Annotated in this window: 25 protein-coding genes and 1 pseudogene; 15 read left to right on the forward strand and 11 right to left on the reverse strand. The window is 64.3% G+C overall.

The window, feature by feature from the left end; genetic code table 11:
- Positions 1–5 precede the first annotated feature (5 nt).
- The 5 genes from SynRS9902_RS11865 (at position 6) to SynRS9902_RS11885 (ending at position 4,275) form a co-directional block, all read left to right on the forward strand.
- Positions 6–212, forward strand: a complete 207-nt coding sequence (locus tag SynRS9902_RS11865) for a DUF751 family protein (protein WP_006850467.1) — start codon at positions 6–8, stop codon at positions 210–212.
- Positions 212–616, forward strand: coding sequence for a 30S ribosome-binding factor RbfA (gene rbfA / locus SynRS9902_RS11870; protein ID WP_186509264.1), 405 nt, complete (start codon positions 212–214; stop codon positions 614–616). Before SynRS9902_RS11865 ends, rbfA begins: the two co-directional genes overlap by 1 nt.
- Positions 597–2,213 (forward strand): glycoside hydrolase family 3 N-terminal domain-containing protein, encoded by a 1,617-nt coding sequence (locus SynRS9902_RS11875; protein WP_186509265.1) that lies wholly within the window; start codon positions 597–599, stop codon positions 2,211–2,213. The genes rbfA and SynRS9902_RS11875 overlap by 20 nt, the downstream gene beginning before the upstream one ends.
- A gap of 65 nt (positions 2,214–2,278) precedes the next feature.
- A complete protein-coding gene (locus tag SynRS9902_RS11880) occupies positions 2,279–3,481 on the forward strand; it encodes a glycosyltransferase (RefSeq protein ID WP_186509266.1) in 1,203 nt (400 codons plus the stop codon).
- The gene (locus SynRS9902_RS11885) at positions 3,478–4,275 is read left to right on the forward strand and encodes a uroporphyrinogen-III synthase (RefSeq protein WP_186509267.1); all 798 of its coding nucleotides are present in this window, start codon (positions 3,478–3,480) and stop codon (positions 4,273–4,275) included. The genes SynRS9902_RS11880 and SynRS9902_RS11885 overlap by 4 nt, the downstream gene beginning before the upstream one ends.
- On the opposite strand, the gene SynRS9902_RS11890 is transcribed toward SynRS9902_RS11885, so the two are convergent.
- Genes SynRS9902_RS11890 through zds form a run of 3 tightly spaced genes read right to left on the reverse strand, consistent with a single transcriptional unit; the run spans position 4,251 to position 6,635 of the window.
- Positions 4,251–4,757: a hypothetical protein gene (locus tag SynRS9902_RS11890; protein WP_186509268.1), complete on the reverse strand. Its 507-nt coding sequence runs from the start codon at positions 4,755–4,757 to the stop codon at positions 4,251–4,253. The two genes, SynRS9902_RS11885 and SynRS9902_RS11890, sit on opposite strands and share 25 nt — an antisense overlap.
- The gene (locus SynRS9902_RS11895) at positions 4,732–5,169 is read right to left on the reverse strand and encodes an SRPBCC family protein (RefSeq protein ID WP_115009301.1); all 438 of its coding nucleotides are present in this window, start codon (positions 5,167–5,169) and stop codon (positions 4,732–4,734) included. The genes SynRS9902_RS11890 and SynRS9902_RS11895 overlap by 26 nt, the downstream gene beginning before the upstream one ends.
- On the reverse strand, positions 5,169–6,635 hold the full coding sequence (gene zds, locus SynRS9902_RS11900) for a 9,9'-di-cis-zeta-carotene desaturase (protein WP_186509269.1): 1,467 nt from the start codon (positions 6,633–6,635) through the stop codon (positions 5,169–5,171). Before zds ends, SynRS9902_RS11895 begins: the two co-directional genes overlap by 1 nt.
- A 70-nt stretch (positions 6,636–6,705) precedes the next feature.
- Here zds and SynRS9902_RS11905 point away from each other — a divergent pair, with 70 nt between their 5' ends.
- From SynRS9902_RS11905 to SynRS9902_RS11925, 5 genes are all read left to right on the forward strand, one after another.
- Positions 6,706–7,098 (forward strand): iron-sulfur cluster assembly accessory protein, encoded by a 393-nt coding sequence (locus SynRS9902_RS11905; protein WP_114987465.1) that lies wholly within the window; start codon positions 6,706–6,708, stop codon positions 7,096–7,098.
- A 49-nt stretch (positions 7,099–7,147) separates the two neighbouring features.
- The gene (locus SynRS9902_RS11910; RefSeq protein ID WP_115080526.1) at positions 7,148–7,567 is read left to right on the forward strand and encodes a hypothetical protein; all 420 of its coding nucleotides are present in this window, start codon (positions 7,148–7,150) and stop codon (positions 7,565–7,567) included.
- A 74-nt stretch (positions 7,568–7,641) separates the two neighbouring features.
- Positions 7,642–7,809 (forward strand): hypothetical protein, encoded by a 168-nt coding sequence (locus SynRS9902_RS11915; RefSeq protein WP_186509270.1) that lies wholly within the window; start codon positions 7,642–7,644, stop codon positions 7,807–7,809.
- Between the two features lie 14 nt (positions 7,810–7,823).
- Positions 7,824–8,993, forward strand: a complete 1,170-nt coding sequence (locus tag SynRS9902_RS11920; protein ID WP_186509271.1) for a lipid-A-disaccharide synthase-related protein — start codon at positions 7,824–7,826, stop codon at positions 8,991–8,993.
- The gene (locus tag SynRS9902_RS11925) at positions 8,990–9,262 is read left to right on the forward strand and encodes a hypothetical protein (protein WP_186509272.1); all 273 of its coding nucleotides are present in this window, start codon (positions 8,990–8,992) and stop codon (positions 9,260–9,262) included. The genes SynRS9902_RS11920 and SynRS9902_RS11925 overlap by 4 nt, the downstream gene beginning before the upstream one ends.
- Here SynRS9902_RS11925 and SynRS9902_RS11930 read toward each other — a convergent pair.
- The gene (locus SynRS9902_RS11930) at positions 9,210–10,139 is read right to left on the reverse strand and encodes a TIGR01777 family oxidoreductase (protein ID WP_186509273.1); all 930 of its coding nucleotides are present in this window, start codon (positions 10,137–10,139) and stop codon (positions 9,210–9,212) included. The two genes, SynRS9902_RS11925 and SynRS9902_RS11930, sit on opposite strands and share 53 nt — an antisense overlap.
- An 82-nt stretch (positions 10,140–10,221) precedes the next feature.
- Between SynRS9902_RS11930 and SynRS9902_RS11935 the strand changes: the two genes are divergently transcribed.
- A complete protein-coding gene (locus SynRS9902_RS11935) occupies positions 10,222–10,476 on the forward strand; it encodes an NAD(P)H-quinone oxidoreductase subunit O (RefSeq protein ID WP_006850906.1) in 255 nt (84 codons plus the stop codon).
- Here the strand turns inward: SynRS9902_RS11935 and SynRS9902_RS11940 are convergent.
- The 5 genes from SynRS9902_RS11940 to SynRS9902_RS11960 all read right to left on the reverse strand — a co-directional run bounded on the left by SynRS9902_RS11940 (position 10,455) and on the right by SynRS9902_RS11960 (position 17,710).
- Positions 10,455–12,521, reverse strand: coding sequence for a phospholipid carrier-dependent glycosyltransferase (locus tag SynRS9902_RS11940; RefSeq protein ID WP_186509274.1), 2,067 nt, complete (start codon positions 12,519–12,521; stop codon positions 10,455–10,457). The genes SynRS9902_RS11935 and SynRS9902_RS11940 overlap by 22 nt on opposite strands.
- Positions 12,518–13,186 (reverse strand): J domain-containing protein, encoded by a 669-nt coding sequence (locus SynRS9902_RS11945; protein WP_186509275.1) that lies wholly within the window; start codon positions 13,184–13,186, stop codon positions 12,518–12,520. Before SynRS9902_RS11945 ends, SynRS9902_RS11940 begins: the two co-directional genes overlap by 4 nt.
- Complete coding sequence (gene cysK, locus SynRS9902_RS11950; RefSeq protein WP_186509276.1) at positions 13,183–14,151, reverse strand: cysteine synthase A; 969 nt, start codon at positions 14,149–14,151, stop codon at positions 13,183–13,185. Before cysK ends, SynRS9902_RS11945 begins: the two co-directional genes overlap by 4 nt.
- Positions 14,152–14,264: 113 nt before the next feature.
- The gene (locus SynRS9902_RS11955) at positions 14,265–15,971 is read right to left on the reverse strand and encodes an iron uptake porin (protein ID WP_186509277.1); all 1,707 of its coding nucleotides are present in this window, start codon (positions 15,969–15,971) and stop codon (positions 14,265–14,267) included.
- A gap of 221 nt (positions 15,972–16,192) precedes the next feature.
- A complete protein-coding gene (locus SynRS9902_RS11960) occupies positions 16,193–17,710 on the reverse strand; it encodes an iron uptake porin (protein WP_186509278.1) in 1,518 nt (505 codons plus the stop codon).
- Between the two features lie 431 nt (positions 17,711–18,141).
- On the opposite strand from SynRS9902_RS11960, the gene SynRS9902_RS11965 reads away from it, so the two are divergent.
- Genes SynRS9902_RS11965 through SynRS9902_RS11980 form a run of 4 tightly spaced genes read left to right on the forward strand, consistent with a single transcriptional unit; the run spans position 18,142 to position 23,815 of the window.
- Entirely contained in the window at positions 18,142–19,737 is a 1,596-nt protein-coding gene (locus tag SynRS9902_RS11965; protein ID WP_186509279.1) for a glycosyltransferase family 39 protein, read from the forward strand.
- Positions 19,738–19,760: 23 nt separating this feature from the next.
- Positions 19,761–20,891 (forward strand): glycosyltransferase family 2 protein, encoded by a 1,131-nt coding sequence (locus SynRS9902_RS11970; protein ID WP_186509280.1) that lies wholly within the window; start codon positions 19,761–19,763, stop codon positions 20,889–20,891.
- A complete protein-coding gene (locus SynRS9902_RS11975) occupies positions 20,854–22,389 on the forward strand; it encodes a glycosyltransferase family 39 protein (protein ID WP_255446136.1) in 1,536 nt (511 codons plus the stop codon). Before SynRS9902_RS11970 ends, SynRS9902_RS11975 begins: the two co-directional genes overlap by 38 nt.
- Positions 22,367–23,815, forward strand: a complete 1,449-nt coding sequence (locus tag SynRS9902_RS11980; RefSeq protein WP_186509281.1) for a DUF2079 domain-containing protein — start codon at positions 22,367–22,369, stop codon at positions 23,813–23,815. Before SynRS9902_RS11975 ends, SynRS9902_RS11980 begins: the two co-directional genes overlap by 23 nt.
- Positions 23,816–23,822: 7 nt before the next feature.
- Here SynRS9902_RS11980 and SynRS9902_RS11985 read toward each other — a convergent pair.
- Positions 23,823–25,313, reverse strand: a pseudogene (locus tag SynRS9902_RS11985) (DUF2079 domain-containing protein); the annotation flags it as partial.
- Between the two features lie 29 nt (positions 25,314–25,342).
- Positions 25,343–26,278, reverse strand: a complete 936-nt coding sequence (locus SynRS9902_RS11990) for a pectate lyase (RefSeq protein WP_186509282.1) — start codon at positions 26,276–26,278, stop codon at positions 25,343–25,345.
- Between the last annotated feature and the right edge of the window lie 17 nt (positions 26,279–26,295).

The raw sequence follows: 26,295 nt of genomic DNA on the forward strand, positions 1-26,295 counted from the left end.
GAACCATGCGGGAGTTTTTCCTCAACGTCTCCCGTTATCCCCGTTACTTGATCGCCTTCACCCTCGGGGTGATGAACTCCGTCGCCGAACCCCTGGCCGCACGCCGGAGCAATCCCGTCACGGCCGTGGCCTTGATCGGCGCCTTGATCAGCGGTGGAATCAGCCTCACCTTGGTGCTGCGTGCCATGGTGAATTCAGCACCGATGGCGTGATGGCACAGGGGCGTCGAGTGGAGCGGGTGGCCGCCCTGATCCGCAAAGAAGTCAGCGAACTGATGATCAACGGCATCCGTGATGAACGGGTGCACCAGGGCATGGTGAGCATCACCGAAGTGGAGGTATCCGGCGATCTGCAGCACTGCAAGATCTTCGTGAGCGTGTTTGGGGAAGCTCAAGAACGCGACCAGGTGCTCGAGGGGCTCCAGGCCGCCAGCGGCTTCCTGCGGGGGGAACTGGGACGGCGGCTGCAAATGCGCCGCGCCCCCGAGGTGGTGTTCCAACTTGATCGGGGCCTGGAACGCGGCACCTCCGTGCTGGGCTTGCTGAATCGCCTGGAGGACGAACGGCAACAGCGGGGCGACATCCCACCGGGCAGTGATGAACAGCCCGGCGACTGACAACCAAGAGGCAAACAGCCTGCGGCGCCAGGTGGCGGAACTTCTGGTGGTGCGGGGCAGTGGCCATCTCAGCGATCCGCAGCGCCGCTACCCCCAGTGGGAACTCCCCAACAGCGAACTGCAGCGGCTGCTGCAGGAGGGAGTCGGCGGCGTGATCCTGCTGGGGGGCAGTGCCGTGGAGCTGCAGCAGCGCACCCAGCAGCTGCAGGGATGGAGTGAGCAGCGGTTGCTGTTCTGCGCCGACGTGGAGGAGGGCGTGAGCCAGCGCTTCGAGGGGGCCAGCTGGCTGGTGCCGCCCCTGGCTCTCGGACGCCTCTACCAGGACAACCCAGAGCTGGCCTTGGCGTTGAGTGAACGCTACGGCCGCTGCACCGCCGAGCAGGCCCGCCGCTGCGGTCTGAACTGGGTGCTGGGGCCGGTGTGCGACGTCAACAACAACCCCGCCAACCCGGTGATCAATGTGCGGGCCTGGGGGGAGGATCCGGACAGTGCCGCTGCCCTGGCCGTGGCCTTCCTGCGGGGCCTGAAGCAAGCGGGTGTTCTCGGTTGTGCGAAGCACTTCCCCGGCCACGGCGACACCGCCAGCGACTCCCATCTGGACCTGCCGGTGCTGCCCCACAGCCGCGAACGGCTGGAGCAGATCGAACTGCCGCCCTTTCAGGCCGCCATCGCCGCCGGTGTGGACAGCGTGATGACGGCCCACCTGGTGCTGCCGGAGCTGGACCCGCAGCAGCCCGCGACGCTCTCCAAAGCCGTGCTCACCGATCTGTTGCGGCGGCAGATGGGCTTCAACGGGTTGGTGGTGACCGATGCCCTGGTGATGGAGGCGATCAGCGCAAGACACGGCGCCGCCGAAGCGGCTGTGCTGGCCTTTGAAGCCGGGGCCGACCTTATCCTGATGCCGGCGGATGCCGATGCCGCTATTGCGGGGCTCTGCGAGGGCTTCAGCAGCGGACGGCTGCCCCTCAAGCGCTTGGAGGAGAGCCGCCAACGCCGCGCCGATGCCCTGGCTTCGATTCCCCCCGGTGCAGCGGCCAGTCCGATCGTCACCGCAGCCGACCGGGCCCTGGAGACAGAGCTGGTGCACCACAGCATCAGCATCCGTGGTGGAGCGGTTCAGGCGACCACGGGCATCAACCTGGTGCGCGTGGATGCCCTGCTCCCCAGCGCAGCGGCCCTGAGCGGCTGGGCCCCGGCCCTGCGCATCCCGGAAACCCAGGGGTTTCGCTCGGTGGTGCTGCATGGTGAGGGGCTCTCGCCCTGGAGCGGCCAAGCGGATGCCCCGCTAGCGCTGGAGCGATTGGGTGATGGGCCGGTACTGCTGCAACTGTTCCTGCGGGGCAACCCCTTCCGCGCCGGGCGGGACGCCCGGGAGCCCTGGGCCGCAGCCATCCAACAACTGGTGGGCCTCAACCGCCTGGCCGGGGTGGTGATCTATGGCAGCCCCTACCTCTGGGAGAGCCTGCAGGCCGTCCTGCCCAGCGGCTGCCCTGCCGCCTATTCCGCCGGCCAGATGCAGGAGGCCCAGCGCCAGGTGCTCACCGGGCTGTTCCCCAAAGCTTCAGCAGCGGGCGGCGGCGGTGCCTTCACCGACTGACCACAGCCAACCAAACGCGACAGCCAACCGCATCTAACCTCGCGCCAACCTCCAGCCGGCCGGCCATGCTCAGCCTCTCGATGATCGTGCGCGATGAAGAAGCGCGCCTCGGGGAGTGTCTGCGCTCCGTGCAGGGCTTTGCCGACGAGCTGGTGGTGGTGGACACCGGCTCCACCGATGCCACGGTCGCCATTGCCGAGGCCGCCGGCGCCCGGGTGGAGCGGATCAGCTGGCCCGGGGACTTCGCACCGGCCCGCAACCAGGCCCTGGAGTTTCTCAACGGCGACTGGGTGCTGGTGTTGGACGCCGATGAACAGCTGCGCCCCGAGGCCATCACGGCCCTGAAGGCATTGATGGCCCAGCCCGATGTGCTGGTGATCAACCTGCTGCGCTACGAGGTGGGAGCCGCCATGGCCCCCTATTCCAGCGTCAGTCGCCTGTTCCGCCGCCACCCCTCCATCCAGTGGAGCCGGCCGTATCACTCGATGATCGACGACAGCGTTCGCGCCCTGCTGGAGACGGAACCGCAATGGCGCATCGCTGATTGCAGTGAGCCGGCGATCCTCCACGACGGCTACCGCCCGGACCTGCTGGCGGGCAGCGACAAAGCGGATCGGCTGCGGCAGGCCATGGAAGACGACCTGCGAGACCGCCCCGGTGATCCCTACGCCAGCGCCAAGCTGGGCGGACTGCTGATCAGCGAGGGCAAGACCGACCAAGCCATCGCACTGCTGCAGACAGGCCTCCAGCAGTGCGATGGGGCCAGTGCCGAACGCTATGAGCTGCTGCTGCACCTGGGCCTCGCACTAACCCCCAGTGATCCCGACAAGGCCCTGCACTGCTACCGGCAAGCCCTGGAGATTCCCCTGGACACCCGCGTGAGTCTGGGCGCGCGGCTCAACCTGGCGGCCCGACTGATGGACCAGGGCGACCTGGAGGAAGCCATCAACCTCACCCAAACCGCGGCCCAACGGGCGCCCGAGGTTGCCCTGGCCTGGTACAACCTCGGTCTGATGCAACGGCGACGCGGCGACCTCGCCGCGGCCCTCGAGGCCTATGGGCGCGCTCTCGCCCTGGATCCCAACAACGCCGCCTGCCACCAGAACAACGCTGTAGCCCAGTTGCTGGGCGGCAACATCGACGCCGCCCGCAGCAGCTTCATCCGCGCCATCAGCCTGCTGCAGGCCCAAGGGGACACCGATGCGGCAAACCAGCTGCGGGAGCAGGTGCAGGGGATCGTGAAGCTGGACGGGGAGGCGGTCGCTTGAGCCATCCCTTGCAGGGCCGCACGGTGATCGTCACCCGCGCGGCCGACCAACAGGGGGCCGCACGCCAGCTGCTGGAGCAACGGGGCGCAACGGTGCTCGACTTACCAGCTCTGGTGATCGGCCCCCCAGACCACTGGGGCCCCCTGGATGACGCACTTGAAGAGCTGGACAGCTTTCACTGGCTGGTGTTCTCCAGTGCCAATGGCGTGCAGGCCGTGGAACAGCGGCTGCAACGCCTTGGCCGTTGCCTGGCCAGACGCCCCGCCAGTCTCAAGATTGCCGCGGTGGGCCGCAAAACGGCGCAGGTGCTGGACGACCTTGGGGCGGCCGCTGATTTCGTGCCCCCAAGCTTCGTGGCCGACAGCTTGATCGATCACTTCCCGGTGTCGGGCTGGGGCCTCAAGATGCTGTTGCCACGGGTGCAGAGCGGTGGTCGCACCGTGCTGGCGGATGCCTTTGGAGAGGCCGGGGTGCGGGTGGTGGAGGTGGCGGCCTATGAGTCCGGCTGCCCCTCAGCGATGCCGGAGCAGACAGCCACAGCCCTTGAGCAAGGCAGCGTGGATGCCATCGCCTTCAGCAGCGGCAAGACAGCGGAGCACACCGCGCAGCTGCTGGAACAGCGCTTCGGCCCAGCCTGGGCTGAACGGTTGGAGGGGGTGAAGCTGGTTTCAATCGGCCCCCAGACCAGTCGCAGCTGCCGCCAATGCTTCGGCCGGGTGGATGCTGAGGCCGACCCCCACGATCTCGAAGGGTTAGCCGAAGCCTGCGCTCAGGCGATGCAGAAGGGATCCTGAGGTTCATCGTTCAGCGCGAAGCGAATGCAACCGCGCTCCACATAAATACTGAGCACCGACCATCCAGGCGGCAGCAGCAGCAGAGCGTCAGCACCGCAGCGGCCATCTGCGCCTGCACAGATCACACCAGTGCCGTTGGGGGTGGTCACGATGGCTCGTTTCTGATCTCCCACCAACAAAACGCCAGTCAGGGCAAGGCCAGTTGTGGGGTCCTGAGCATCCGCAGCCTCCACACCAACAAGAGGAGCAAAGGGATCCGCCCGGCCGCCGGGGGCAGCCTGCTGCACCTCCTCAGCCGAAGGCAGAGGGGTCAGGCCAATCGGCGGGGCCTGAACCGCTGAGGTTTCCGGAAGCGGCTCAGGTTTCACTGGAACCGATGGCAGCGCCGTGGCCGTTGGCGTTTTGCCACCACAGCCCCCCACGACCACCAACACGGCAACGGAGGCAAGCCAATGCTTAGCCGCCTGCTTCCACCAGGTCACGGAAACGGTCAAGATTCGCCTGAAGCTCCTTGGTCACGATGCCCCCCAGGATGCTGGGTTCCATAAGCGGTGCCAAGACCCTCGGCAATTCGTAGGTCACGCTCAACTTGACCACAGTGCGGTCGTCGGCTTCGGGATAAAAGCGAACGGCACCCTTGGTGGGCAGGCCACCCACTGATTCCCAGTGCAGTTGCTGGGCTTCAACCCGCTGGGTGATCCGGGCCTTCCAGCTGAAGCGAAAGCCCTGTGCCGCCAAAGTCCAATCGGTGAGATCAGGGTCGTCGAGTGGTTTGACCGACTCAATCCAGCGCATCCAACGGGGCATCGCTTCGAGATCACTCCAGACCTCCCAGACCTTGGCGGCCGGGGCCTGCACCTCGGAGGTGACCGTGTGTTCGAGCCAGCGTCCCATCAGGCCACCGCCGCGTTGGTGGCCAGCTTCACCGGCTGATCGAGGATGGCCGCCGCCGCCAGATGACCGCTCATCGTGGCCCCCTCCATCGAATCGATGTAGTCCTGGCGGGTGTAGCTGCCGGCCAGGAAGAAATTACGGATCGGCGTGCGCTGCTCCGGGCGGTAGGGCTCCATGCCAGGGGCTTCGCGGTACAACGATTGCGCCAGTTTCACAACGTTGCTCCAGGTGAGCTTGAGATTGCGGGCCGAGGGGAACAGCTCGCGCACCTGACGGTCGGTGTGGGCAACAATCTCATCCACCGACTTGGGAATCCAGGGATCACCAGGGGTGAGCACGCATTGGAGCAGGGAGCCCTCTCCCTCCTTGCGGTAATCCTCCGGACTGGCCAGGGCCAGATCGGCAAAACAGCTGAAATCGGCATCAGCCGTGTACAGCAGGTTGTTGAGCCCCGTGGGTGTCGCCACATCCCGGCGCTGGGCTTCCTGGGCATCTCCCAGCTCTGTCACCCAGCCGTCGTAGCGGAGCTGAACGGTGGCCACGGGTACAGCCTCCAGCTGATGAATCGCCTTGAACTGGGGGTAACGGTTCCAGGCCTCGGGCAGCAGTTTCTGAATCCCGGGCACGTCACAAGCGGCCAGGTAGGCGTCTGCCTCAACACGAATGTCTCCTTCGGGCGTTCCCAGCTGCAGGCCAGTGATCTCAGGGGTGTCACCCTCGCTGTAGTCCACCTGCTTCACCCGATGGCGCAGATGCAACTTGCCTCCACGCTGCTGGATGTAGTCGAGGATCGGACCCGTGAGCCAGCGATGGGGTGATCCCTTCAGCAGATTGAGCTTGGAGGCTTCCGTCTTGGCCGCAAACATCATGAAGATCGTAAGCATGCAGCGGGCGGAGATGGCCTCGCAGTCGATGAAGCCCAGGGCATAGGCAATGGGATTCCACATCCGCCGGATGCTTTCGGGGCTGCCGCCATGGCCCACAAACCAGTCCTGGAAACTGACGGAGTCGAGGGCTCGGATGGTGCGCATCGCCCCCTCGTAATCCACCAGACCCCGCACGATCGGACTCGTGCCCAGGGCCAGGGCATTGCGCAGCTTGTCGATCCAGCTGAGCTGCGGTGTGGTGAAGAACGCCTTGAGGCCGTTGAAGGGTGCGCCGATGGGGAAGCGAAAATCCAGCTCCCGCAGATCGCCCCCCTTGTTCACGAACAGGTGCGTGTGCTGCTTGGGCAGAAGGTTCTCGAACGCTCCCACCTTGCGCATCAGAGCGAAGAGGTTGGCGTAATTGAAGAAGAAGACGTGCAACCCCATCTCGATGTGGTTACCGCCCTCATCCACCCAGCTGCCCACCTTGCCGCCCATGAAGGGACGGGCTTCGTAGAGATTCACCTCATGGCCCGCATCCACGAGGTCCACTGCAGCGGAGAGGCCGGCGAGGCCGGAACCAACGATCGCGACCCGCACAAGATCTGGTCAACTAAGGCGACTCTATGTATGAGCGTTCATAGAGTGAGAGCAAGAGCCTGCGTTGACCATGACTTCCACCCCAGATACCGCGCCGGCCCATACCGCCAAAGACGGCAAGGGCATCCTGATCACTGAACCGGCGATGCAGCAGCTCGCCAAGCTGTGTGGTGAACAGGGTGAGAACCAGGTGCTGCGCGTCGGGGTGCGGTCTGGGGGCTGCAGCGGCATGAGCTACACGATGGATTTCGTGCCCGCCTCAGACACCCTCGACGATGACGAGACCTACGAGTACATGGCGGCTGATGGTCAGAGCTTCCGGGTGATCTGTGATCCCAAAAGCCTGCTCTACATCTACGGAATGCAGCTGGACTTCAGCACTGCTCTGATCGGTGGTGGCTTCAACTTCACCAACCCCAACGCCAGCCAGACCTGTGGCTGCGGCAGTTCCTTCGCCGTGTGAGCGAAGCCACGTGGGAGTCTGAGGTGAGATCACTGCCCTCTCCCCGTTGATGGAGACTTCCCAGGACAGCCTGTTTGAGCAGGCCATGGCCCGATATCAGGCCGGCGCAGCAGCAGAAGAGGTGCTCCCTGATTTCGCCCGCATCGTTGAAGCCGCTCCTCGCCAATCGGCGGGCTGGACCTGCCTCGCCTGGCTGCAGCTGCTTTGCGACCAACCGGAGGAGGCGCTGCGGTCGGCACGTTTCGCCGTGAGACTCAACGGCCAAGACCCCCAGGCCAGGATCAACCTGAGCCTGGCCTTGCTGGAAACCCAATCCAAAGGTGTGCGTGACCACATCCAGGTGGTCCAGCAGGTGATGACCCTGGCCCCAGAGGTGTCTGGCGAACTCAAGGCCTCGATCGCCGACGGGCTTGAGCGCAAACCCGGCTGGAAGGCCCTCGAGAAAGTGAAAGCCTGGCTTGAGCTCTGATCACAACGGACGCTCTGCATGACAGCCACTGCATGACAGCCACTGCATGACAGCCACTGCCTGACAAACCCTGCATGACAGCCACCTGGACCATCACCCGTCTGCCGTCCCAGGTTCGCGTGCGGCCTCCATCGGATCGTTCGGCCCAATTGCGGCAGGAACGCCTGGCCAGCGAAGCGCGGCGGTTGCAACTGGCCAGGCACGCCAACGGCATACCGGATCCGAGCACCTGGATGTGGTGATGGGCAGCCCGGCAATGGCACGCATCCTGATGCTGAGCAATGGCCACGGTGAAGACCTCTCCGGCGCCCTGCTAGCCCAGGAGCTTCAGCAGCAGGGCCACAACGTGCAAGCTCTTCCGCTGGTGGGGCTTGGCAGCGCATACCAAAAAGCCGGGGTGCCACTGCTGGGACGCAGCCATGAATTCAGCACCGGCGGCATCGGCTACACCAGCCTTCGCGGCCGCCTCACCGAGATCGCCCAAGGGCAAGTGCTGTATTTGCTCCGACGCCTGGTGCGTCTGATGCGGTACCGGCGTCGCTTTGATCTGATCCTGGTGGTGGGAGATGTGATCCCTGTGATCGCGGCATGGCTCAGCCAACGGCCTGTGGCGACCTACCTGGTGGCCTACTCCAGCCACTACGAAGGGACGCTGCGCCTGCCCTGGCCCTGCGCTGCTCTGTTGAAAAGCCGCCGCTTCAAAGCGGTGTACAGCCGCGATCAACGCACCGCCGAGGACCTCAGCAGACAACTGCAACGGCCGGTGACCTTCCTGGGCAATCCGTTCATGGATTCGGTGCTCACAGCGGCCACCCCGCCGCCCAGCAGCACGCCACGCATCGGTCTGCTGCCCGGCAGCCGCCGACCGGAACTGGAACAGAACCTTCAGCTGTTGCTGCGGCTGATCGAGCTGCTGCCCAACACAGTTCGCTGCAACGTCGATCTGGCCTTGGTGCCCAGCCTCGATGACGACAGCTTGCGGCGGCTGAGCGAACGAAGCGGTTGGCACTTGAAAAACGGCGTGCTGGAGCGTGAGGGGGCCTGGGGGATCAACGTTCGCCGCGGGGCCTTCCGTGCCGTGCTGCAGCACAGCGATCTGGTGATCGGCATGGCAGGTACCGCCATCGAGCAAGCCGTTGGCCTGGCCAAACCGGTGCTGCAGCTGCCGGGCCAGGGGCCTCAATTCACAGCAGCATTCGCCGAGGCCCAACGGCGCCTGCTGGGCCCCACGGTGTTCTGTGCCGACGGAGAGAGTGGCAGCCGTGAGGCCTTGGAGGGAACAGCAGAGCTGGCCATGGCTCTGCTGGATCGTGCGCGACAGGATCCTGACTTGCAACAGCAATGCCAAGAGGAGGCCAAATCGCGCCTCGGGAAAGCTGGTGGAGGCCCGAGAATGGCGGCAGCCATTTGCGCACTGCTTGCATGAGTGCCCCGCCAGAACCGGCCTGGAAACGCTGGCTCGACCGCCTGCTGATGGTGAATGTGCTGATGGTGTTTATCGGCGCAGGGGTCTTTGCCGTTGCCGTGGTGCAACAGGGCCAAGGCCATGACTGGCTGATGGACCAGGTTCAGCTGCTGTGGCAACCCCTGTTCGCCCCAGCCATCAGCCTGTTGATCATGGCCGCGCTGGTGAGTGGCATCTTCAGCTGGTGGCAGCGGCGAGTGCTGAAGCCAGATCGGGGTAGCGGAAGCTGAAGTTCAGAGCATCAAGCCGCTCCGAGGCAACCTGCTGGCCCTCCAACACCACCTTGGCGCCGTCCCCCAGAAGCACCTGAAGCACTGGAGCGGGCACCGGCAACAAACTCGGACGGCCCAGGCTGCGCCCCAGCTGCTTGCAGAAGGCCGTCATCGAGACGGGCTCAGGAGCCACGGCATTGATCACGCCACTCCAGCTCTCGTCCGTGAGGGATTGAAGGATCAGGGCGCAGAGGTCAGTGCGGTGGATCCAGCTCATCCATTGCCGGCCACTGCCGATCGGACCGCCAAACCCTGTGCGGAACACCGGAAGCATTTTTCCGAGTGCACCGCCGTCGGCCGCCAGCACAATGCCGATCCGCAGGGTGACCTGCCGTACAGCGGAAGGCACCGCCCCAGCCGCCGCTTCCCAGCGCTCACACAAGCTCGCAAGGAAGTCGTCACCAGGGGTGCTCGATTCAAGAAAACGCTTGTCCAGGCTGGAGCCGTAGAAGCCGATGGCTGAGGCATTCACCAGCAGCTTCGGTGGCGTTGCACAGGCCTCGATCGCCTTCACCAACTGAGAGGTCGTTTCCAGACGGCTGGTTTCGAGCAGCTGCCGGTGGGTCGGGGTCCAACGCTTTTCGGCAATCGGTTCCCCCGCCAGGTTGACCACTGCATCGGCCTGATTCAGGGCGTCCAACAGGCCGGCGTCGGTCCAGGTGCTGCTGCTGGCAGGGTCGAACTGCATCCAGATCAGTCGCCCATCCGCCCGTTCAGCGTCGTAGCCGCGGGCCAACCGGCGGCTCACCACTGTGAGCTGGTGCCCGGCCTGAAGCAGGAGCGGCAGGAGCTCACGGCCAACAAAACCTGTGCAGCCAAACAGCAGCAGACGCATGAAAGCGGGGGTGGTGCGGCTGGGAGGCTAAGGGGGTTCGTGGGCGATTGGTTTTAGCCTGGTGCCATCACCGTCCCCTGTCATGGCCGAATCCGACGCCGCTGCCCCCGCCAAGGCCAAGCCTGCTGCGCTGCGCAAAGGTGCCTTGGTCAAGGTGAACAGAGCCGCCTACAGCTCCAGCCTTGAGGCTGGAGCCAGCGATCCCACAGCACCCGACTACATCTTTGAAGGTCCCGGCGAGCTGCTGGTGGTGAAAGGGGACTACGGCCAGGTGCGCTGGAACCGTCCGGTGCCCGATGTTTGGCTGCGGATGGATCAACTGGAAGCCTGCTCCTGATCCTGATCTTGGTTGGAGGCAGGCTCCAGAGCCTCCTCCACGGCTGTGACGGCCGCTGGAATTGATGTGATGGCGGCGGGGATGCGCCAAACAGCACCAGAGAGCACCCCGCTGAGATCCCCCAGCGCCGCCAGGACAGGATTCGAAACGCTGGCCCCATCAGCAGCGGCGGCGGCCTGCCAGGGGTTCCACCCCGCCAGGTTGACCACACTGCGGTAGGCCACTGGCCAGGGGTTATCGGGCAACAGCCGTTGCAGCGCCTCAAACTGCTCCGCTGCCTGCGCCGGGCGGTTGTCCAGCACCGCCAGCAGCGCAAGGGTCCAACGCGGTTTCACGGCCTCGGGATCCTGCGCCAAGGCCGCCAAGGCCTCAGAACGCACCGGCTCCCGGTAGCTGAAATGGCCATCGAGCATGTGCTCCTGCCCCACCGCAGCGAACACCGGGTCCAGCCCCACCGGCCCTGCCGCCAGGCCAGCGGCAAGGTCGGGGAAGCGCTCCGCAAAAGAGGGGCCTGCAATCGGGTGCGTCGCGCGGCGGCGCCAGAGGGAATAACTCCCCCCCTTGGGGCGCTCAAATTGATGCACCGGCTCGAACACACCGCTGCTGCGCACGGCTTGATCCAGCTTTCGCGCCGCTTTGCGCACCGATCCCTGGTTCCCTTCCGCCAACACCACCCATTCCGTCCGTGCCAGCACAGGCCCACGGTCCTGGTGGCTGCCCCCCAGCTGCCGGCCAACGGTCTGCCCCCCGTGGCGACGGCCGTAGAAGCTGACGTTGTGCTGGTTGAGATCGGAGGTGCTGGGCACCACGATCAACGTGGCAGGAGGCCTGCTGGGATCCGCACCACCGGCGGCTTCCACCAGCGCCTCCACCGGGCCACGGGGCCGGTCTTCCAAGCGATGCAGCTGATGGGCCCAGCCCGCTGGCACACAGGCCAGCAGCCCAGCACCGAACAGGGGCCACACCAGCCTGGAACGCCTGGCCTCGAACCAATGGCCCCATTGCCACCAGCCTCGGGCCAGGAGCAACAGCAAGGAGGGGAGCAGGGGAGCGATGTAGCGGTCGCCTTTGTTGGGGCTCAGCGTGGTGAGCACCCAGGCCGCCACCAGATTGATCAGGAGCCAGCGCCAGGACCAGGCGTGGTCCATGGAGGGCTGCCGGCGCTGCCAGCACCAAAGCAGCAGCCCGGACAAGCCCACCACCAGAAGCACCATGCCGAGCTGCTCCGGCAACAGGCGCGGGTACCACAGCCAACTGGCCAGGCTGAACACGCCGGGATCGCCTTCCCGGGCTGCCGACTCGAACACGGCCCGGTTGGTGCCCCCGAGGCTGGTGATCCAGTTGTGACGCAACCAGGGACCGATCAGGACCGCCGTGAGCAGGGGCAGCAGCAGAGCCTGACGCAGCCAAGGGCCACCCCGTTGCAACGCGATTCCCGCAGCCCAGAGTCCCGCAGGAACAAGCACAAGCAGGGCGCTTTGCTTCACCAGCACCGCAGCGATGGCTGCCAGGGTGCAACCCCAGGCCTGCCCCCAGCGGCCACCGGTCTTGGGATCGCACCAGACCCCGAGACGCCAGATCGCCAGGCTGCAACTGGCCACCAGGGCCATCTCCAGCACGTAATCCGTACGCAGATCCAAAAAGGCCGGCGTCAATGCCGCCAACAGGCAGGCGATCAAGGCCAGGCCATCCCCTTGCAGCCGCCGCCCCCAACCCGCCATCACCACCAGGAGCAACCCGTGCCAGAGACTCAGGCTCCAAGCCGCTTGCTCCGGGGCATCACCACTCAGGGCCATCACGCTGCCGTTCACCAGCGAGGCCAGGGGCGGAATCTTCGGAGACAGATCCAGCAGCGCCTGCCAACCCTGCCACCCGCCACCGGGAAGCAAGCCCAAGGCGCGGCCATGGTCCATGGCGCTGTTGAGGTAATCAGCCTGATCCCAGGCGGGGACGCCGGTCTGGAGCGTCCACCAGAGCCGATCCACCAGGGTGGAGAGCACCCAGATCAGGGCAACCGAAGCCCAGAAACGCCAGCGCTGCTTCACACGATCTCCAAGCGACGCCGTTCATCCTGGAGCCGCTTGCGGCGCTGTTTGGCGTCCCGCAGCATCTCGCGACCATCGTGGAGATATCCATCCACGTATCCCATGGTGTATCGCTCCAGTTCGGCCAGAGCGTCTTCCACTTCCGAAAGACAGTGATAGAGGCTCAGCCCGAAGCCACGGGCTGAGGCCGGCGTGGGCAACGACTGAAACAGTTGCTTGACCTTGTCCATCCGGCGTCCGCTCGCCTCGAGATAGCTGCAGAACGCCTCCATCAGCTCGTCGTCGTAGGGGTCAGCTGACAGTGCCTTGAGTTGCTTGGGGAAGGGATTGATCACCTCACCGAGCATGCGGTCGATCGGCGCATAAACCCGCCGCAGCCACTCCACCAGGGCATCATCCGCGGCCACCGCACGGTCGTGGGCACGGCTGGCCCGGCGCAGGTCCGTCGGCGATACCGCTCGCCCCGGCTGGGGCCGCGTGCGATCAAAGGCCTTACGGCGCTCGGCATCCCCGAGAACTTCCCAGGCGGCATTGAGGGCCAGCATCTGCTGGTCGTCGCCACCGGCATCGGGATGGTGCTGCTTCACCAGCTGGCGGTAGGCCGCCTTGATCTCAGCGTTGCTGGCGGTGCTGCTGACACCGAGCACGGCGTAGGGGTCGCTCACAGCTGACCATCCCTGCGGGCGGGAAGCTGCGAAGCAGCACTGAACATCGGGGTGGAGAGATAGCGCTCGCCATAACTAGCCAGCATCACCACCAGGCGTTTGCCCGCCATGGCGGGGGCTTGGCCCACTCGAAGGGCAGCGGCCATGGCCGCGCCACTGCTGATGCCGCAGAGCAGACCCTCCTCCCGAGCCAGACGCCGGCCCACCTGCATGGCTTCCTCATCGCTCACCGTGAGGATCGAATCAATCCGATCGAGTTCCAGCACCGCAGGAACAAAACCAGCTCCAATCCCCTGGATGCGATGAGCCCCCGGGGGCTTTCCAGACAGCACAGCACTGGCCTCGGGCTCAACCGCAATCACCTGAAGCTGCGGCTGGCGTTGTTTCAAAAGACGGGCACAGCCGGTGATGGTGCCGCCGGTGCCCACCCCCGCCACAAAGGCATCGATCTGGCCGTCGGTATCGCACCAAATCTCTTCAGCCGTGGTGCGTTCATGCACGGCTGGATTGGCGGGGTTATCGAACTGCTGAAGCAGGTAGGCGTTGGGAATCTCATCCACCAACTCCTTGGCCAGCGCGATGGCCCCATTCATGCCCTGGGCACCGTCCGTGAGCTGCAACTCGGCGCCGTAGGCCCGCAGCATCGCGCGACGCTCCGTGCTCATGGTGTCCGGCATGGTGAGGATCAGCCGGTACCCCCGGGCCGCCGCCACCATGGCCAGGGCGATCCCGGTGTTGCCGCTGGTGGGCTCCACCAGCACCGTTCGCCCGGGAATGATCGTGCCGGCCTGCTCCGCCTCCAGCACCATGGCGCTGGCGATGCGGTCCTTCACCGAGGCGGATGGATTGAAGCTCTCCAACTTGGCGAGGATCTCGGCCTGACAGCCGCAGGCCTGGGGCAATCGGTTCAGCCGCACGAGGGGCGTGCCACCGATCAAGGCCGTGATGTCAGGAGCAATGCTCATGGCTGCAGCTTGCCCGCAGAACGACCATAAAAAAAGCCCTCCGCACGGGGGGGCTTGGGATGTGTGTGTGAGGAAGGTTGTTCTGAAGGCCCAACCGAAGTCGGGCCAAGGAATCAGAACTTGAAGGTGGTCTGAACCAGGCCACCGAAGACGCCGAGGGACTTGTAGTCGCCGTTGACGTTCTGGGTGTCGTCACCGAAGGGACGGCTCAGCCAGTAGATGGCTGGGGTGATCTGGATGTTGTCAGTCACCTGGAAGCTGTACCAGAGCTCCATGGCGTAACCGCCGTCAGCCACGAAGTCGTCGTTGCTGTCGTTGTCGACATCAAAAACGAACTGGGGCTGACCCACGGCGTAACCCAGAGCGTTGCCTTCCATGAAGACATCGTTCCAGGTCAGACCCACCATCCAGCTGGCCATGGCCCGCTTGGTGGTGTTGTCATCCCAATCGTCGTTGCCGTTCAGGTAGGACGCACCGACACCAGCGCTGATGGAGGGCATCCAACCGGACTCCTCAGGACGCCAGAAGCCGTGGAAAGACCAGCTGTGGCTGTCGGCGTTGGTGCGCTCCATGATGTCCTGCTCTTCGCCGTCGGCATCAATGAAGGTGCCGGTGGCAACATCGCAAGGGGTGCCGAACTTGCCGCCAGCAGCGAACTCAGTAGCGGTGCGGAACTTGGCACCACACTGGCCGTAGCGATAACCGGCGGCCAAGCCCCACTGCTTGTTGCCGTAGGCAATCTGAGTGGTGATGTTGCCTTCGGAGTTGTCGGTCATGAAGCCACCCGTGTTGGGGTTGCTGTCGTTGGCCTCACCCGAATCGGCAACGTAGTTCGCAGCCACGGTGAAGTAGGGGTTGCCCTTCTCCACTTGCTTCTTGTTGCTGTAGATGGCGCCGAAACCACCGCCAGTCTCCTTGTTCCAGACGCCGGGGGTGCCCAGGGAACCACCGAAGAAATCAAGGACCTTGCTGCCGCCCTTGGCATAGGCACTGGCTTTGTAGCCCATCATCTCAGTGTTCCGGGTCAGAGGACCGGCCTGGATGGTGAAGCTGTCGCCGAGGGGGAAGCGGTAGTAGATGCGATCAATCTCGACGATGTTGCCGCCGGGGGCAGCGGTGTCGAGCTTGTTCAGGGAGACGCCGTTGCCGTCCCACACACTGCTGTCGCCCATGTTGCCCGCGCGCAGACGGGTGTAGAGCAGATCCTTGCCGCTGAAGGAGGTCTTCAGGCCAAGACGCAGGTCGTAGCTGAAGGAGAAGGCGCCGTACTCAGCGTTGTAGGCAGCGCGGGCACCCTTCTCGCCACCGGTGTTGTAGTTGTCACCTTTGGCGCGCGTCGCACCAGCCACCCAGACGGTTTTGGCCTTGAGCTTGGTGGTGGTGGAGAACTGGGTTGCTTCCAGTTCGCCCACGCGGGCCTCGAGGCCGTCAACGCGACCCTTGAGGATGGCCAGCTCGGTTTCGAATTCCTTGAGCAGGCGACGCAGCTCGTCGGTCACTTCAGTGATCCGGTCGAGGCAAGCGTTCAGCAGGGCAGCCGCTTCGTAGCGGGTCATGGCCCGGTTGCCACGGAAGGTGCCGTTGGGGTAACCGGCGACGCAGCCGTAGGTCTCCACCAGGTTGGCCAGAGCCTGGTAGGCCCAGTCGGTGGGGTAAACGTCAGAGAACTGGGTGACGCTGGTGACCTGATCAAGGCTGTTGCCACTGGCAGTAGCCGCGTAATCAGAAACGCCGTTGATATTCAGCTCGGCGGCATTGGCACCACTGGCGATCAGGCCAAGGGCAGCAGGAGCCACCAGCAGTTGCTGGAAAAGCTTCATTTTGGGTTCTCACACCAAGAGAAATTGCCGGCAAAACATGCCAGCGGCCCAACGCTATTGCCACGAAGTCGCCATGTCGGTAACAGCAACCCAAGGGTTGTTTATGTATCGGTTAAGACCATCCAACCGAGCGTAATTAACCAAAAAAAAGCCCCCCACCGAGGTGGAGAGCTGCAGGATCTGAAGAGGACGAGACCCCAGAAGGGGCCTCAAACCAAGGATCAGAACTTGAACTGGGTCTTGATCAGACCGCTCATGGCGCTCATGCCATCGGAATCCTGGGAAGGGTCGGGCTTCGCCAGGTAGGTGATGGCAGGAGTCACGCTGATGTTGTCGGTGACCTGGAACTTGTAGAAGAATTCCCAGGCGTAGCCGGCACCGTCACCATCGGTGTCGAAGGTGGGCTGACCCACAGCCATACCCAGGGAGTTGCCGTCGATGAAGGCATCAGCCCACTCGAGGCCCACATACCAGGAGGCGCTCTCCTCATCATCGCCATCAGCGTCGGCGTAGGTCATGCCCACACCGGTGCTGACGGAAGGAATCCAGCCGGACTCTTCAGGCATCCACCAGGCGCTCAGTCCCCAGGAGTTGGTCTGCTCACCCATGCCAGAGATGGCGACACCAGCAGGGTTGGCGTTGCCTTCGTAAAGCTTCTCGGAAAGGCCAGAAGCCTTGGTGTAGGCAGCAGCGATACCCCAGTTCTCAGGCGCATAAGCGATCTGAGTGGTGGCACTGAAGTCAGCAGCGTCGGTGCCGATACCGCCGCCGGTGAGGTTGCCATCTTTGTCAACACAGGTTGTGCTGTTGGGGCAGCTGCTGTTGCCGTTGGTGGACAGGTAGCTGGTAGAAATGCTGAATTCGTCAGACGTCCAATACACACCAGCACCAGCGCCAAGGGCCAGGTTGTAAGCACCAGGGGCACCGGCGTAGGTGAAGAAGTCATACGTCATGGCAGCGGGATAAGCGCTGGGCCAGACGGGCAGCATGTCGTCCATACGGACGCGAGGGCCACCAACCACGGTGAAGTTTTCACCGACGGGGAAGCTGTAGTACAGGCGGGCAATCTTGACGACGTTCTTTGAGTCGAAGCCGTACTCCTGAGAGAACAGACCGCCATAGACGTTGCTCATGTTGCCTGAACGCAGGCGGGTGTAGAGCAGGTCCTTACCGGTGAAGGAGGTCTCCAGGTTCAGCGCCAGGTTGTAGCTGAAGGAAGTGCCACCGTTCTCGGCTTCAAAAGCATCACTGCCTTCGCCGTGAGCCTTAACTGCGCCGAAAGCCCAGTCAGCCTTGGCTTTCAGCTTGGTGGTGGTGGAGAACTGGGTTGCTTCCAGTTCGCCGACGCGGGCCTCGAGGCCATCAACGCGACCCTTGAGGATGGCCAGTTCGGTTTCGAATTCCTTGAGCAGGCGACGCAGCTCGTCGGTCACTTCGGTGATCCGGTCGAGGCAAGCGTTGAGCAGGGCAGCCGCTTCATAGCGGGTCATGGCCCGGTTGCCACGGAAGGTGCCGTTGGGGTAACCGGCGACGCAGCCGTAGGTCTCCACCAGATTGGCCAGAGCCTGATAGGCCCAGTCGGTGGGGTAGACGTCAGAGAATTGGGTGACGCTGGTGACCTGATCAGCGGAAGCCGCGTAATCAGAAACGCCGTTGATGTTCAGCTCGGCGGCATTGGCGCCGGAGGCCAGAAGGCCAAGGGCGGCAGGTGCCACCAGCAATTGCTGGAAAAGCTTCATTGGATTCCTCACACAGGAAATAGGCGCAACTACGCCATTTCCGGATTTTGAGGGCTGCTCATCGGCCCACCAACGCCACGTGTGCCGGTCCTTACATCGACATGTATCAGTAGATACCGTTGCAGGCGCAAGGCGCGCCCCCAAACAAACGATGCCCCCGCCCGGACATCCGGACGGGGGCTCTCGCCGGGTCCGCTTTTGCCGCGGAACCGGATGATCAGTTAGAAGGCGCCGTTCAGCCGGCGTTCTCCGCGATCAGCAGACCCTGAATCAAACAACTGGAAATCATGGACACCTCCTCCTGAAGGATTGTGAATGCCGGCAACGCCTTCGGAGTTGTGGGCACCTCCCGAAGGAAGCACTCACCTCTCCACGCCGCTGCATCCTGAACACCCGGACCATACTCAGTTTTTGATGTGAAGAGGGGCCCCATGCGCTCCGGCTCAGCTCCTGACGCAGCACCCTGGATCGCATTGGTGGCGCTCGGCAGTGCCGCTGCCGTGCTGGCCCTGATCGGCCTCGGCGATCTCCCCTTGCGGGACTTCGATGAAGCCACCGTGGCCCGGGTGGCCCTCGAACTTCGCCACGGCCTCGGGGAAGCCCCATTGCTGCCCACCCTCTGGGACCAGCCTTACCTCAACAAGGCACCTGGTCTGCACAGCCTGATCGCCCTCGTGATCGGTGCCACGACACAGCACAACCAGCTCCCTTCGGAGTGGACGATCCGTCTGGCTCCGGCCTTGCTGTCGTGCCTGGTGGTGCCACTGGGGGGCTGGCTGCAATGGGTGCTGCGACCGGGAGATCGCTCCAGCGCCCTCGCCACCAGCGTGATTCTGATGACGCTGTTGCCGGTGGCCCGGCACGGACGTCTGGCCATGCTGGATGGCACGCAACTGACAGCCATGGCTCTGCTTTGGCTGGCCCTGCTGCAGCTCAACGGCAGCCGAACCAGCGCACTCTGGGGGGGCGTCGCCGGCCTGATGGCCAGCGCCATGCTGCTGCTCAAAGCCCCGCTGTTGGTGCCCGCGGCGGTGGCCGCCGGATTGGCGCTGGCCTGGGGCCAGGAATGGAGACGCTGGAACAACAGGTCTGCAGCCCTGCTCGGGATGCTGCTGGGCCTGACGCCGGGGATCGGCTGGCATCTCTGGCATGCCCACATCCGTGGGAGCGAAGCGCTCTGGCTGTGGGGCGGAGATGGTGCCGGGCGGGTTCTTCTGGATGCTGGCGAAGGCAGTGATCTGGGCTGGCGGGTCCCGATGATCGAAGTGCTGGAGGGGGGCTGGCCCTGGCTGCCGCTGCTGCCCTTCGCCCTGGTCTGGGCCTGGCGATGGCGTCAGAGCCGCTGGAGCCGTTGGTCGCTGGCCTGTCTGATCACCCTGGGCGGGGCCATTCTTCCGCTGCGCACCCAGCTCCCCTGGTACAGCCATCCGCTCTGGCTGCCCATTGCTCTTCTTTGTGCTCCGCTGCTGGCCTTGCTGGTGGAGCGCCCCTCTTCTTCGTCGAATTCACCTGGCAACCCACAGCCCCCCTGGCGCTGGTTGCTGATGCAGCTTCCTTTGTTCTGGAGCGGGCTCGGACTGCTGCTCCTACTGCTTTGGCTGAGCAGCTTCAGCAGCATAGGCAGCAGCCTTGGGCCCTACCGCGACCTGGCGGTTGTGCTGGGCCTCGGCTGGAGTGGCGGCGGATGGTGGCTGCGCTCTGGCGCACCACAGCGACGACGCCTGGGGGTGATCAGCCTCAGCTGCGGCAATGTGGCAGCGCTGGCTCTGCTGTTTCACTCCCCCCTGTGGTTGTGGGAGCTCAACGAAACCTGGCCCGTGCAACCGGTGGCAGCCCTGGCCAGAGCCAACCCTGGAGGCGAGATCAGGCTGAAGGGTTACGACGAACGCCCCAGCCTCAACTGGTATGCCGAACAACGCATTCAGCGCTTCAAAGGTGGCCCAGGCCGCCGTCTCAGCGACAAGCTGCAGAAGGACTGCATCACCGAAGGCCAAGCGGGGCGATGGACTCTGGCCAACTGTCGGTAGCCTGAGCTCGACTGGAGCGCACTGTGTCGTCCACCGCGGAACGTGAAGGACCGACAAGCCACAGCGGCCTATCCATCGTGCTGCCCACATTCAATGAAGGTGGTTCCATCCGCCAGGTGATCGAATCCCTGCTGCACCTGGGGACGGATCATCCGCTCGAAATCCTGATCGTCGATGACGATTCCCGCGATGGCACCCCAGATCTGGTTCGCGCCCTGGCCCGCCAGGACTCCAGGATCCGGATCATCCAACGGGTGGGACGCTCCGGACTGGCCAGCGCCATCAAGGAAGGCCTGATCGCAGCCCTCTATCCCACTGCTGTTGTGATGGACAGCGATGGCCAGCACGAACCTGCGTCCGTTGGCGAGGCCGTGCAGCTGCTGAATCGCGAGGGACTGGACCTGGTGGCGGGGAGCCGCTTCCTCGACCACTCCGAAATCCGAGGCCTCAGCGATCGACGCACCGATGGCTCCACCCTCGCCAACAGTCTGGCCCGTTGGAGTCTTCCAAAGTCATACCGGCACCTGAGCGATTGCATGAGCGGCTTCATCGTGCTGCGCCTCAACCGCTGCCTGCCGCTGGTGCGTCAGGTGGACGTGAATGGTTTCAAATTCTTCTACGAACTTCTGGCCATCAGTCGCGGCCGCCTGCAGGTGGGAGAAATTCCGCTGCGTTTTCAGCCAAGGCTGCATGGCAGTTCCAAGCTCGATCTCGCCGTCCTCTGGGACTTCGTGGTGTCCCTGATTCACACCGCAACCCTGCGGCTGCTGCCGCGTCGGGCCATCAGCTTCGGGCTTGTGGGCGCCTCAGGCGTGGTGGTGCAATTGCTGTCCACAGCACTGCTGATGAGCCTGTTCAACCTGGCGTTTCAGCAGGCGCTTCCTGTGGCCGTGATCACAGCCGCAAGCTCGAACTATCTGGTGAACAACGCCCTCACCTTCCGCGACCGACGCCAGAGCGGACGGCAATTGATCCGAGGGTTGCTGAAATTCCTGCTGGTGGCTTCCCTGCCGGCCCTTGCCAACGTTGGCCTGGCCACCAGTTTCTACACCCTGATCCAGGCCCATACGCTCTGGGCCCAGTTGGCGGGCATTGTTGTCGTCTACGTCTGGAACTATGCGGCGTCATCCCGCTTTGTCTGGAACCACCCCTAGGCCGGCCTGGCTGCCCATCGGTCTGGGAAGCCTGCTGCGGCTGGTGCAGATCTGGATGCCGGTGCTGGGGGTTCACAGCTGGCGGCAAGCCGACACCGCGGCCATGGCAAGGCATTTCAGCCTGGCGGGCACACCGATCTGGCTGCCGCAGGTCGACTGGGGCGGTGCGAGTGCCGGCTTTGTGGAGTCGGAATTTCCCCTCTACCCCTTTTTGGTGAGCCGCCTCTACGGCCTGATCGGCGTGCACGAGTGGCTGGGCCGCGGTCTGTCGGTGCTCTGCAGCGCCTTGACCATCTGGCTGGTGATGCGCCTGGGCCGGCGATGGTTCAACACCGAAGCCGGTTGGTGGGCAGGCCTGGCCTTTGCCATCGCACCTTTGGGGGTGTATTTCGGGCGCGCCTTTCAGGCCGAAGCCCTGTTGCTGCTCTGTGCCGCAGGGGCCCTGGAGAGCCTGAGCCTCTGGCGTGAGCGACGCTTGCCCTGGGCCCTGGCCCTGAGCTGGGTGTGCTTCACCAGCGCTGGTCTGATCAAGGTGATTCCACTGCTCTGGTTGGGGCTGCCCCTGCTGATGGTGCAGCTCAGCTCCAACACTCAAGGCCAGGCCCCACCCCTTCAGACCTTGACCGGACGCATGCTTCGTCAGCTGGGGCGTCCGGGCTTCTGGCTCTACATCGGCACCAGCCTGATGGCGATCGCCGGTTGGTACTGGCATTCCCATCAACTGGGACAGACCAGTGGTCTGAGCTTCGGGTTCTGGGGGTCGGGAGCCGATCGCAGCAGCATCAGTCTTCTGCTGGACCTCAACGGCTGGATCAACCTGCTGCTGCGGGTGAGCCTGCGGCTCCTGGCGCTGGTGGGAGTGCCGTTCCTGCTGATCGGCCTCAGGGCGAGCTGGCGCAGCTGCGGAGGACAGACCGCGATCAGCGGCTTGGTGGGGGTGCTGCTCTGCACAATCGCCACCATGCGCTCGAGCACGATTCACGAGTACTACCAGCTGCCGCTGCTGCTGTTCAGTTCCCCACTGATCGGCTTGGGCTGGCAGACCTGGCACCAGCGGCGGCCCCGCTGGCAGCCTCGGCTGTTGCTGAGCCTTGCCCTAGTGGTGAGCCTCACGGTGCTTTCCCTGGATTACTGGGCGGTGGAGCATCGCCAGCGAGAGGCGTGGATGCCCTTGGCCCTCACCATCCGCAGGGATCTGCCCAGCGACGCGCGGATTGTGAGTGTCACCAGCACCGATCCCACCCTGCTCAACCTGGCCCGCCGTCAAGGCTGGCTGATCTCCAGCAAACAACTGACGCCGGAGCGACTGCAGCAGTGGAAACAAGCTGGAGCCAGCCATCTGGCCGGCAGCTTCGTGTGGGACAAGACCTACCGGCCGATGCCGCAGCGGCGGCAACAGCTCCTGCGGGAGATGGTGGAGGCAAGCCCCCATGCCTGGATGGACTCACGCAGCCAGACCTATCTGATCCCGATCGATGACCTCCAGCCCCGGCGCTGACTCCCGGCCATCGCAGCCGCGGGGCTGTCCTCCGCGACTGCTGGCGCTTTGCGCAGGGCTGGGCCTGCTGCTCTGGGGCGTTGCAGCGGCACGCCATGGCCTGCTGCAAAGCAATGCCTACGACCTGGGGCTGTTTGACCAGTGGGCCTGGCTGATCGGATCGGGAGCGGCACCGATTTCCTCGATGGAGCAGGTGCATGTGCTGGCCGACCACGGGGCCTGGATGCTCTATCTGGCGGGCGCGGCCTATCGGATCCTGCCCAGCGTGCATTGGCTCCTGGCCAGTCAGGCCCTGGCCCTGAGTTGCACCGCACTGCCGGTTTGGTGGCTGGCGGAGCAGGCGGGTCTGACCCGACGACGCTGCTGGCTGGCCTGCGGCCTCTGGTGGCTACAGCCGGTGGTGTTCAACGCCGCACTGTTTGATTTCCACCCCGAAACCTGGGTGATGCCGGCCTTCGCTTTGGCCCTCTGGGCCGAGCGCAACGGCCGCTCCCGGCTCTGGTTTGGCTTGCTGCTGCTGATGCTGGGCTGCCGCGATGGCTTGATGCTGATCACAGCAGGTATGGCCATCGATCTTGCGTGCCGGCGGCGTTGGCGGTGGAGCCTGGCGGCGGGGGCTCTCAGCATCGGCTGGCTGCTGATGCTCAGCCGTTGGCTCTATCCACTACTCAGGGATGGCGAAGGCCCCAAGGCTGCAACGCGGATGTTCAACCATTTGAGCGGCGATCCGCTCCCGGTTCTCAGTGGCCTGGATTGGGCCGGAGGAGCGGAATATCTGCTGCTGCTTTGCCTGCCCTGCATCGCCCTGTGGCGGCGGGCCTCCCTCAGCACGCTGCTGATCGGGCTGCCGTTGGTGCTGGTGAATCTGATCTCCGCATCCGCCAGCTACCGCACCCTGGTGCATCACTACAGCCTGCCCCTGGCGTTGGTGGCCGTGGTGGCCTGCATTGATGCCCTGCGGGGGCAACCCCAACCCCAGCGGGGCTTTCCCTGGATGCTGTGCTGGGCCATGGTCTGTTGGCTGGCGCTGGCCAAGCCCTGGTTCTTCTCCGGGCCCTACCTGAGCCGAGTGCCCCAGCTGCAAGGGGTCAATGAGGCCCGAGCGCTGATCCAACCGCAAGACGCCGTGCTCACCACCAGTTACCTGGTGCCACAGCTAAGCCAGCGCAGCAGCATCGGCTTCCCCAAGAACAAGCAGAGTCCAACCCACAAGGCTGGGCCTTGGAACGTGCTGCTGCTCAATCCCAATGACCCGGGCTGGGGATCAAGCCGCAAGGTGCAGAAGAAGTTACTTACCCAAGCCAGGGACAGGAACTGGAGCTGTCGGAACTGGCCGTCGGGTCTGGAGCTGTGTCGTGCACCTGGCGCTGCAGAACAACAGCCCCGCCGTGGCAATGCACCAAGCGATAGTCGCCCGACGCTTTGAGCTTCCGCAGTTCCCGCTGAATGCGCTGCTGTTTGTTGCGGGATCCCTTGAACACTGGAGCCAACGGCGAGTAATAGCCGGGCAGGGCCACCACCCAATCCACCGGTTGAACGCGTCCCTGACGATCGCGGTACTGAACATGCCGAGGGAAACGAATCGCAGCCTCTCGCTGGGCCAACAACGGCAGCAAAGGCGTATCGGCAGCCACGCTGGCATCCGCTGGAATCAGCGCCACAGCCTGTGAAGCCGCCTCGCGGCGGTTCAGCATTTGCTGAGGAGACACATAGGCCCACGGAGAAAAGCTGTCGGGGATCACGGCCGAAAGGGTGCGGTGGGGGTTCCCCACCAGCGTGAGCACCAGGCCAAGCGACAGGGCCGCGGTCCAACAACGGCGCAGCCAGGGCTTCGACCAGCCCTCCGGATGACGTTGCCACCAGAGCACAGCACCGAGATAAAGGCCGGGCACCAGAGCCAGCACGTAGCGCAGGGTGACGGACAAGGCCGATCGCCCTTGGGAGAGCAAGGCGATCAACAGCGGGGCCAGCATCAGCAAAGCGGCATCCACCGAGAACAGGGGCACCAGCACCAGCGGCAGGCTCAACGCCAGCACAAAGCCGAGGGTTGCCCCCGGCGGCGATACCAGCGCCTCGATCAACGCCAAAGGCTGGCGCAGCATGGCCCAAAGCACAGCAACTGTTCCCCCCGATGGGTCATCCACCAGATGGCCGAACTTCTCCTTCAAAAAGCGATCCGACAACGAGGAGTCCACCATCGGTTGAATCCAACCGGTGACCAGCACGACCCAGGCGAAGGACACGAGCATCAGCAAGGCCCCGGTGATGCGTTGGTCGGGACGGCGCACCAGGGCCCAGAGCCCAAGGGAAAACAACAGCAAGCCACTGTCTTCTCGCACCAACAGCAACAGAGCGCCAAACAGCCACACCCGCCAATGGCAGCCGTCGAGGAGACCTCCCACCACGAGAAAGGCCAACAGGGGCAGCCAAACCAGATCGTGAAAGTTCTCGAGAGCCGGGCCAATCACCGCACCACTGAGGAAGTAGGCGAGGGTGATCCGTTCAGCCAGGGGCCGCGGAAGGCGGGAGTCAGCCAATCGCCACAGCACCAGACCTGCGGCAGTGAGCAGGCCCACCTGAAGCAACGGCAGCGCCCACATCCCGAACCCAGCCACCAGGGGGGCCATCAGCACGGTCAAGACATTGGCGTGCTGCCCCAGGTGCAAGTAATCGATGGACGGGAGACCATCTCCGACCACCACCGCCCCCGACAACACCGATGAGAGGCTGCTTTCAAAGGGGCGACCCTGCGCTGTCGCCCAGAGCTCCTGCAGAAACAGGGCTTGGTCGTAGGTGGCGCTGAGGCTGAACAGCCGCCAGGCCTGAAGCCCAAAACAGATCAGGGCAAACAGACCCGCCATGGCCAACACCTTGTGTGGCCACCGGGTTGTGGAGGGCGCATCTATGCCGCTGGGTCGACGCATGCAGCCGTCCTTGAAGGATTTTGGGCAGGTTACGGAGCGTGCTGCACGGGGCCAAGCAGCACGCGCGTGCGCAACAACAACAGATAAATGGAGGCGTAGAGCACCAGCTCACCCCACTCCTGATCCCGATTGAGGATCAGCTCGGAGCAGGTGCGCGTCGCAATGCAGAACGCCAGTGCAGAAACCGCCAGAAACAACGGCCAGCTGTAGACCGCGGGAGTGAGGGCCCGAACCACGGGCGCCATCGATTCAGAAGAATTTGTGGTGAGCGCTCGCATCCAGCGCGGCGCCAGAACCACAACAGCCAAAACCCCAAGGGTCGCCAGGAAGGTGCCCACATCCAATCGATCCTGAAACCAATCGATGTTGTGCAGGGTGGTCTCGTTCTGCGCGTTGATCTCGTTCAACAAGGGCGGGGTCCGCCAACTGAAGATCACCTGGCCCCAGGCGAGCTCCTCCATCAACACCAGGGCCAGACATGCCGCGCCGCCCTGGAACAGCCGCCCGGGTCGGCCTTCCTGCAAACGAGCATTCAAGTCGGAGCCGATCAACCAGGCCGTCCGGCTGGCGAGCACCAGCACCAGCACCTGGCTCCACTCCACCAGGCCACCCTCGCCAAACACCAGATTTTTGTAGGCGTCACGGTCCGGCGAGCCGGTCTTCAAGCCGACAACCAGCAGAAGAACAAACAACAGCAGACCCCACACCGCACGGGTGCGGCCCTGATGGGCTGATGGATCGGCAACCGACAGCAATCGCAACAGCCCCTGGGAACGGGTTGCCCAGACCGCCAGTCCTGTGCTGACCCCCGCCACAAAACCCCAACCGAGATCAGGGTTTGAACCGCCAGAGACAGACATCACCAGCTGCACGGCCACCATCAACAGCGACGCACCCGCCACCACCAGGAACAATGCAGCGATGGCTGTTTTGAGGGCGCGACCCCGTGTGTAGATCACAGCCACCAAGCCATCCCTTGCAT

Source organism: Synechococcus sp. RS9902 (genome assembly GCF_014279635.1).
Taxonomy (GTDB): Bacteria; Cyanobacteriota; Cyanobacteriia; order PCC-6307; family Cyanobiaceae; genus Parasynechococcus.